3 protein-coding genes and 3 pseudogenes are annotated in these 7,229 nt (G+C 67.3%); all 6 read right to left on the bottom strand.

Translation table 11 applies throughout. The features are described from left to right. The coding region (gene frr, locus I5M_RS21025; RefSeq protein ID WP_022723203.1) for a ribosome recycling factor at window positions 1-453 on the bottom strand (453 nt) is incomplete at its 3' end. Between the two features lie 57 nt (window positions 454-510). After that, on the bottom strand, window positions 511-1,227 hold the full coding sequence (gene pyrH, locus I5M_RS21030) for a UMP kinase (RefSeq protein WP_022723204.1): 717 nt from the start codon (window positions 1,225-1,227) through the stop codon (window positions 511-513). Window positions 1,228-1,299: 72 nt separating this feature from the next. Further along, window positions 1,300-2,226, bottom strand: coding sequence for a translation elongation factor Ts (tsf, locus tag I5M_RS21035; protein ID WP_022723205.1), 927 nt, complete (start codon window positions 2,224-2,226; stop codon window positions 1,300-1,302). Window positions 2,227-2,368: 142 nt separating this feature from the next. Continuing rightward, window positions 2,369-3,352: pseudogene (locus I5M_RS21040) on the bottom strand (30S ribosomal protein S2); the annotation flags it as partial. A gap of 254 nt (window positions 3,353-3,606) precedes the next feature. Further along, a pseudogene (locus I5M_RS30310) lies at window positions 3,607-6,136 on the bottom strand (caspase family protein). A gap of 156 nt (window positions 6,137-6,292) precedes the next feature. Next, a pseudogene (locus I5M_RS21050) lies at window positions 6,293-7,229 on the bottom strand (DNA polymerase III subunit alpha); the annotation flags it as partial.

The raw sequence follows: 7,229 nt of genomic DNA on the forward strand, positions 1-7,229 counted from the left end.
ATCGTCCTCGGAAATCTCGTGGGCCTCTTCGAGCTTCTTGATGGTGTCCATGCCGTCGCGGCGGACATGGCGGACCGCGACGCGCGCGGCCTCGGCGTATTTGTGAGCGACCTTCACCAGCTCCTTGCGGCGCTCTTCGTTGAGCTCCGGAATGCGCAGGCGAAGCACCTGCCCTTCAGTCGCCGGGCTCAGGCCGAGGTTCGAATCGACGATGGCCTTTTCCACCGCCTTGACCATCGACTTGTCCCAGACCTGCACCGAGATCATGCGCGGCTCCGGCACCGAAACGGTGGCGAGCTGATTCAGCGGCATGTGGGAGCCGTAGGCATCGACCTGAACAGGCTCCAGCATCGAGGCCGAGGCGCGGCCGGTGCGCAAGCCCCCGAGCTCGTGCTGCAGCGAGTGGGAAGCGCCCTGCATGCGGCGCTTCACTTCGTTGATGTCGAACGCCATGTCCGTATCTCCTTGTACTTCAAATCTCGTATCGACGTTCCGCGAGCCTCTGGCGGCTCAGCCGGAAACGACCGTAGCGCGGCCGGCGCCTCCGAGAACGGCACCGATAGAGCCGGCCTCGGCAATGGAAAACACGATGATAGGCAGCGAAGTTTCGCGGGCAAGCGCGAAAGCCGTCGCATCCATGACCTTGTAGCCGCCGGCCAAGGCTTCGGAATGAGTTAGTTTTTCGAAGCGCTTCGCATTCGGATCGCGCTTCGGGTCGGCGGTGTAGACTCCGTCGACGTTCGTCGCCTTCAGCACCGCGTCGGCACCGATTTCGGCTGCGCGCAGCACCGCGGTGGTATCAGTGGTGAAGAACGGATTGCCCGTGCCGCCGGCCAATAGCGCGATGCCGCCACTGGCGAGCATGTCGAGCGCGGCGGCGCGGGTATAGAGATCGCAGACTTCCGGCATCAGCAGCGCCGAGAACGTCCGCGCCTTTTGGCCCTGGCGCTGCAGCGCCTCGCCGAGCGCCAGACAGTTCATGACGGTGGCGAGCATGCCCATCGAGTCGCCGGTCGGCCGCGACACGCCACGGGCCGAGACTTCGACGCCGCGGAAGATGTTGCCGCCGCCGACCACGACGGCAATTTCAGAGCCGAGCTTGCGCGCGGCGATGAGATCGGCCGCGACGCGGTCGATGGTCGGCTGATCGATGCCGTAATGCTGGTCGCCGGCGAAATACTCGCCCGACAGCTTGACCACCACACGACGATAGATCGGCTCAGCCATGATGCGGTCGCGTCCCTCGGCGGATTGCAGACTCCCGGCCGAGATGGCCGGGAGTTAGGTCGCTTGAAGCGCTTACTTCTGGCCGCTGGCAGCGGCGACTTCAGCGGCGAAGTCCGACGTCTGCTTCTCGATGCCTTCGCCGAGCGCGTAACGCACGAAGCCTGTGATCTTGATCGGACCGCCGACCTTGCCTTCGGCTTCCTTGATGGCTTGAGCGACCGACTTGCCCTTCTCGTCGTGGATGTAGGCCTGCTCGAGCAGACAGACTTCCTTGTAGTAAGTCTTCAGGCCGTTCTCGACGATCTTCTCGATCATGTTTTCCGGTTTGCCCTGCTGACGATACTTGTCGGCCATCACGTCGCGCTCACGCTGCACCACGGCCGGATCGAGACCGGCCGGATCGAGCGCCTGCGGATTGGCGGCGGCGACGTGCATCGCGAGCTGACGGCCGATCGTGGCAAGTTCGTCGGCCTTGCCGGTCGACTCGAGCGCAACGATCACGCCCATCTTGCCGGCGCCGTCGATCACGGCGTTGTGGATGTAGCTGGCGACGACGCCTTGCGACACGCTGAGTTCAGCGGCGCGGCGCAGCGTCATGTTCTCGCCGATGGTGGCGATCGCGTCCGAGATCGCGCCAGCCACCGTGGTCGAGCCGACCGGAGCGGCATTGATCTTGTCGAGATCGGCGCCGACCTTGAGGGCGACCTGGGCGATCATCTTGACGAGGCCCTGGAACTGCTCGTTACGCGCGACGAAGTCGGTCTCGGAGTTGACTTCGACGACGACGCCCTTGGTGCCGTCGACCAGCGCGCCGATCAGGCCTTCGGCAGCGACGCGGCCGGCCTTCTTGGCGGCCTTGGACAGGCCCTTCTTGCGCAGCCAGTCGATCGCGGCTTCCATGTTGCCGTCGTTCTCGTTCAGCGCCTGCTTGCAGTCCATCATGCCGACGCCGGTGGTCTCGCGCAGCTCCTTGACCATCCCTGCAGTGATCCTTGCCATGGCTAATTGGTCCTTTGCCTGTCAGTGCGACCCGCGCGGCGGATGAACCGGGCGGGTCGCGATCAGGGATACATCTCAGATTTTGACCAACGGAACGTTGCAGCCGGAAGCGGCGCAAACGTCTCGAATATTCCGCTTCCGCGGCCAGCCCGCGGGCCTGGGCAACCCAGCCGTCGGCGCGGTTCGGCAGACCGACTTTTTCGCCGATCTGATGCGCGGTGTCGTGATCGAGCTCGGCGAGCTGCCAGTAGTGGAAGATGCCGAGGTCGTTGAACTTCTTCTCGATCGCACCGGACACGCCGGTGAGCTTCTTGAGATCGTCCGGAGTGCCGCGCGGGCCGGGCAGCCCCTGGAAGCCGGTGCTCGGAGCCGCCGCCGGCAGGTCTTCGCGCATCGGCTGCGCCGAGGCGCCGATGTCGATTCCGGAGTCGCCCTGGGCGCGGCCAATGCCGTCGATCACCGCACGGGCGACGAGGTCGCAGTACAGCGTGATGGCGCGGCCGGCGTCGTCATTGCCCGGCACCAGATAGGTGATGCCCTTGGGATCGCAGTTGGTATCGACGATCGCCGCGACCGGGATGCCCAGACGCTGAGCTTCCTGGATGGCGATGTCTTCCTTGTTGGTGTCGATCACGAAGATCAGGTCGGGCAAACCGCCCATGTCCTTGATACCGCCGAGCGAGCGGTCGAGCTTGTCGCGCTCGCGCTGCAGCTCGAGGCGCTCCTTCTTGGTGTAGGCGGCAGCGTCGGCCGAACCGAGCACGTCGTCGAGGTGACGCAGCCGGCGGATCGAACCCGAGATCGTCTTCCAGTTGGTCAGCGTGCCGCCGAGCCAGCGCGAATTGACGAAGTACTGCGCCGAGCGCTTGGCAGCATCGGCGACCGAATCCTGCGCCTGACGCTTGGTGCCGACGAACAGAACGCGGCCGCCCTTGGCGACGGTGTCGCTGATCGCCTGCAGCGCACGGTGCAGCAACGGCACGGTCTGCGCGAGGTCGATGATGTGAATGTTGTTGCGGGCGCCGAAGATGTAGTCCGCCATCTTCGGATTCCAGCGGTGGGATTGGTGACCAAAGTGCACGCCAGCTTCGAGCAGCTGGCGCATAGTGAATTCGGGCAGCGCCATGGTGATAATTCTCCGGTTGGTTCCTCCGGAAACGTGTGGGCGACCGAGCTTGAAACGGACGAATCCGCTTCCGGCCCGGATGCCACCGGACGGCCTTGCGAGCCATGTTTCCGTGTGAGATGGCGCGGGTTATAGCCGGATTCCCCAATAAGGCAAGCGAACCCGGCTTTCCCCGTCGCAAGAGGTCGATCGGCAGGATCCAGCCGCCCGTTCCCTGAGGGGTATTCGGGTCGGCCGGACCGAGCAGGTGCGTTCTAGCACTCCTTCTCGCCAGGCTTGCACTTCTTCGGCGGTCCGGCCGGCCTCGGCGGCGGAGCGGCGCGCGGCGGTGCAGGCGGGGCGGCAGCCCGAGGCGGCGCCGGCGGCGCAACCATCCGCGGCGGCGGTGGCGGAGCGACATGCGGCGGAGGAGCCGGCCGCGGCGGCGCGGCCATGTGGGGCGGCTCCGGCGGCCGAACGGCCGGGCGGGGTTCGGCTCGCGGCGGAAGGAGCTGCCATTCGAGGCTCAGCCCGCGGTGGCGGGGCGGCGATACGCGGCTCGGCGCGGGGCGACGGCGCGGCGTGCGGGGCCTGCTGCATCCGCGGCGGTTCCGGCCGGGCGATGGCCGGAGGCTTCGGCTGCTGCACCTGCGGCGCATGCGGGCGGCGTTCGGCCGCTGTGCCAGCGGGCGGCGCGGGCGGCCTTGGCGGCGTCGGTCCGCTCTGCGGTTGGCGCAACGTCTCGGCGGCGGCCGGCTTGCCGCCCGGCTCGGGTTTTGGCTGCGCTCCGGGAGCACGTCCAGGTGAGACCGGAGTCTGTGGCGCGACCTTGTTCTGCTCGATATGCGGGGCAATGCCCGGTTGCTGTTCGGCATGAGGAGCGACGCGCGGCGCGGGCGGCACTCCCTTGGCCCCAGGGACAGGAAGTGGGTGAGCTCCAGACACGGCCGGTGCAGGTGCGCCCTGCCCCAGACGGTCTTGCTGCAGCAGCGGTGCCGCATTCGGACCGGACGGACGGAGTTGGCCGGCGGGAGCCGAGGGCGTGGTCGGCGGCGTCGGCGAACTGCCAGGCGCCGGCGACGGAGGCGTCACGGCATTCTGCTGCACCATCCGCGGTCCTTGCAGCTGCACGCCCGGCCTCGCCGCGAAGCCGCCTTGCGGCACAGTGTTGACCTTGGCGCTCGGTGGCACCGCCGCCTTGCCCTCCTGGATCAGCGCGGCGCGATGCATGACGGCGGCTGGCAGCGCAGCGCCGATGGCGCCAGCGGCCACCGCGGCCGTGGCGACGCCGGCGCGGGTCCCGGGAGCCATCACACCCGGTGCGGTCGGCGGGGTAACGACCGGCGCGGCCGGGTTGGGAGCGACCGCCGGCGGCTTATTGATCACCTGGTTGATGACCGTGGTGTTGTGGATGTTTTCGAAGATGATGTTGTTCGGCGGCGGCTGCACATAGACCGGTGGCTGCACGTAGGCCGGGATCGGCACGAACAGCGGACGCGGCAGATAGAACAAACCGATCGGCGGCGGCGGTGGCGGCAGCACCACGAAATCCGGCGGCGGCGGCGGCAACAGATACACCGGCGCCGGCGGTGGCGGCGCGAAGTCGAACACCGGATCGCTGAACATCAGCACCGGCCGATCGACATAGACGATCTCGTCCGGCGGCGGCGGCGGCACGTCGTATTCGATCACGGGGAAGCTCGGCGGCGGCTCCAGCGCGGCGGCGAGGAACGACAGCCGGCGCCGCGCATCTTCCGCGTGGGGTCCACGCGGATAGCGCCGCAGATACGACCAATACGCGTCAGGTGTATTGACCCGGAACGTGCGCCGCCAGGTGATCGCTTCGCGCCGCGCGGCGACGATCGCCCTCACCCGCTTGGCCAGCGGATCGTTCGGATAGGCGGCGAGAAAGTCCTCGTAGGCCTGCAGCGTGTCGCGATCGAGCGCGGCCGCATAGGCCTCCTGCGCGCCGAAATCGCGGATCGGCTTGGCGCGCAGCGTCTGATCCACGGCCGCCATCGGCGGCGCATCGGGCGCGCGGTCGAAGAACATGAAGTTCGAGTCGATGCTGCGCGTATCCCACGGCAGCTGCGCGCCCTTGGTGTTCTCGTTGACGCGCAGGCGAACGCGATCGAACAGCTGCGGCAGCGTCAGGCCGCCGGTGCGGATCATTTCGGCCAGCGCCTGCGCATAGACGCCGTAGGCGCCCCGCTCGTCGGGCGCGACGGTGCCGGGCGCGGCGTTGAACGCGATCAGCATCTTCGGGTTGGGCTCGACCATCGCCAGGCCCGAAGCGATCGAACCGGCCGGCACGAAGGGCTGCTCGCGCGCCAGATCGAGCACCACGATGCTGGCCTTCAGCGGCAGCGACGACAGCTGGTGCATGTAGTCGCTGATCCGCAGCCCCACGATCGGAATATCGGTGTCACGGGTGATCTGCGCGTCGACTGGAATGAAGTAGTTCTCTCCGGCGTACTGGACGCCGTACCCGGCGAGATAAATCGCCGCGACAGCGTCGGGTCCCGAATCCTCGGCCTTCTTCATGAAGTCCCGAAACGCGCCGCGCAGCGTGTCGCCGTCGAGGTCACGGGCGCCTGTGACATCGAACCCGGCGGCTTGCAGTGTCTGCGCGATCAGGCCGCCGTCGTTAGCGGCCGTGGACAAAGGTGCCTTGGCGTACGCTCCGTTGCCGATCACCAGCGCGATGCGTTTTTCCTGCTGCTGCGCGAGGGCGCCGCCCGGCGACACGGCGATCAGCAAAACGGCGAAGGCGGATAGGAAAGACAGAAACGGATTGAGACGCATGATCGTGACCTGATGCATGAGCGCCATCCGCCCATGCGGATCGCCACCGCGCGTAGTTCAGCGCGCGGCCGTCTGAATGTTCGTTGAACAAAAAGCGACGCGATCAAGGCCGCGCCTGCCAGGCGTGTAGTTGGACTCAAGCGCTACCGGCGGTCATTACAGCGTCTCGACCATTTCCACCCCGGCCACCGCCTTGATGGCGCCGGCGATCTGTGGAGACACCTGATAGCGGCCCTTGAGCTCGAATTCGACTTCGGTGGTGGGGTCCAGTCGCAGCACGATGGCGATGTTGCCGGCGCCGTGCCCGGCCGTCGCGGGCTCCGACGGCTGCAGCCGCTTGCTGATGGAGTCGAGCGGCTTGGTATCGCGCAGGAAGATGCGCAGACCCTTTTGCGTTTTGGCGGCGGCGGCGTCGAGCGGCTCGGCGTGCAGCACGCGGGCGCGGACGTCTTCGCCCTGCAGTTCGGCGCCGAGTTGCAGCAGCACCGCGGCGCCGGGCTCCAGCACGTCGCGATATTGCGCGAGGCCCTCGGAGAACAGCACGGCCTCGAAATGCCCGGTCGGATCGGACAGTCCCATAATGCCCATCTTGTTGCCGGTCTTGGTGCGACGCTCCATGCGCGACACGACTGTGGCGGCGACCTTGCCGGCCGTCGCACCGGATTTCACCGCCTTGCAGAAATCGGCCCACGACTGCACCCGTAGCCGCTTCAGCGCGGTGGCGTAGTCGTCGAGCGGATGGCCGGAGAGGAAGAAGCCGATGGCGTCGTATTCGCGGCGCAGTCGTTCGGCCGGCAGCCACGGCTCGATTTGCGGCAGCACGATCTGCGGCGCACCCGACAGTCCGCCGAACATGTCGTTCTGGCCGCTGGTCGCGGCCTCGTGGCTGCGCTGGCAGGTCGCGACGATGACGTCGGCGCCGGCGAACACGCGGGCGCGATTGCTGTCGAGGCAATCGAACGCGCCGGCGGCGGCGAGACTTTCGATGACCCGCTTGTTGATCGCCTTCGGGCTGACGCGCGAGGCGAAATCGGCCAGCGACGAAAACGGCCGGTCTCCCCTCGCCTCGACGATCTGCTGCACCGCCTGAAGC

The organism is Rhodopseudomonas sp. B29 (assembly GCF_000333455.1).
Lineage (GTDB): Bacteria > Pseudomonadota > Alphaproteobacteria > Rhizobiales > Xanthobacteraceae > Rhodopseudomonas.

Coding starts and splice junctions, on each gene's coding strand:
- tsf (WP_022723205.1), bottom strand. CDS start 2,226: ATGGCAAGGATCACTGCAGGGATGGTCAAGGAGCTGCGCGAGACCACC.
- pyrH (WP_022723204.1), bottom strand. CDS start 1,227: ATGGCTGAGCCGATCTATCGTCGTGTGGTGGTCAAGCTGTCGGGCGAG.